Genomic DNA, 1,599 nt, shown 5'->3' on the forward strand with positions numbered 1-1,599 from the left:
GAACCGATTGCACTCTTAAATATAAAAACCATTATGAATCAATGAAATATATATCGAAAATAGAAAATGAGCGCAAAACTGTTCTCACTCAACTGCTATTAGTTTTTTTACTGACCACATTTCAAAGCCTTACCTTAAGACAACAACAAAGAATAACAATTAACAAACAAAATAAAAACATTAATCACATTGCACACCAAGTGCTGATGAATCCCCTAATGATTTTTATCAAAATCATTAAGTTAAGGTAGATACACATCTTGTCATATGATCAAATGGTTTCGCCAAAAATCAATAATCAGACAACAAAATGTGCGAACTCGATATTTTACACGACTCTCTTTACCAATTCTGCCCCGAATTACACTTAAAACGACTCAACAGCTTAACGTTGGCTTGCCACGCCTTACTTGACTGTAAAACTCTCACTCTTACCGAACTTGGCCGTAACCTGCCAACCAAAGCGAGAACAAAACATAACATCAAACGAATCGACCGATTGTTAGGTAATCGTCACCTCCACAAAGAGCGACTCGCTGTATACCGTTGGCATGCTAGCTTTATCTGTTCGGGCAATACGATGCCCATTGTACTTGTTGACTGGTCTGATATCCGTGAGCAAAAACGGCTTATGGTATTGCGAGCTTCAGTCGCACTACACGGTCGTTCTGTTACTCTTTATGAGAAAGCGTTCCCGCTTTCAGAGCAATGTTCAAAGAAAGCTCATGACCAATTTCTAGCCGACCTTGCGAGCATTCTACCGAGTAACACCACACCGCTCATTGTCAGTGATGCTGGCTTTAAAGTGCCATGGTATAAATCCGTTGAGAAGCTGGGTTGGTACTGGTTAAGTCGAGTAAGAGGAAAAGTACAATATGCAGACCTAGGAGCGGAAAACTGGAAACCTATCAGCAACTTACATGATATGTCATCTAGTCACTCAAAGACTTTAGGCTATAAGAGGCTGACTAAAAGCAATCCAATCTCATGCCAAATTCTATTGTATAAATCTCGCTCTAAAGGCCGAAAAAATCAGCGCTCGACACGGACTCATTGTCACCACCCGTCACCTAAAATCTACTCAGCGTCGGCAAAGGAGCCATGGATTCTAGCAACTAACTTACCTGTTGAAATTCGAACACCCAAACAACTTGTTAATATCTATTCGAAGCGAATGCAGATTGAAGAAACCTTCCGAGACTTGAAAAGTCCTGCCTACGGACTAGGCCTACGCCATAGCCGAACGAGCAGCTCAGAGCGTTTTGATATCATGCTGCTAATCGCCCTGATGCTTCAACTAACATGTTGGCTTGCGGGCGTTCATGCTCAGAAACAAGGTTGGGACAAGCACTTCCAGGCTAACACAGTCAGAAATCGAAACGTACTCTCAACAGTTCGCTTAGGCATGGAAGTTTTGCGGCATTCTGGCTACACAATAACAAGGGAAGACTCACTCGTGGCTGCAACCCTGCTTACTCAAAATCTATTCACACATGGTTACGTTTTGGGGAAATTATGAGGGGATCTCTCAGTCCTTAGCCTTTAAGGCTTAAGTTTAGACAGTTACACAGAATTCAGGACACTCTCACTCTGATACTT

The 1,599-nt window shown here is 42.0% G+C and carries 2 protein-coding genes; both read left to right on the forward strand.

The window, feature by feature from the left end; genetic code table 11:
• Positions 1-251: hypothetical protein (locus tag R7Q38_RS23110; protein WP_318114426.1), on the forward strand; the 251-nt coding region annotated here is incomplete at its 5' end.
• 59 nt (positions 252-310) lie between these two features.
• A complete protein-coding gene (locus R7Q38_RS23115) occupies positions 311-1,519 on the forward strand; it encodes an IS4-like element ISVsa5 family transposase (protein WP_001352368.1) in 1,209 nt (402 codons plus the stop codon).
• The last annotated feature ends 80 nt before the right edge of the window (positions 1,520-1,599 follow it).

Source organism: Vibrio sp. Vb0598 (genome assembly GCF_033338935.1).
Classification (GTDB): domain Bacteria; phylum Pseudomonadota; class Gammaproteobacteria; order Enterobacterales; family Vibrionaceae; genus Vibrio; species Vibrio alginolyticus.

Coding starts and splice junctions, on each gene's coding strand:
- R7Q38_RS23115 (WP_001352368.1), top strand. CDS start 311: ATGTGCGAACTCGATATTTTACACGACTCTCTTTACCAATTCTGCCCC.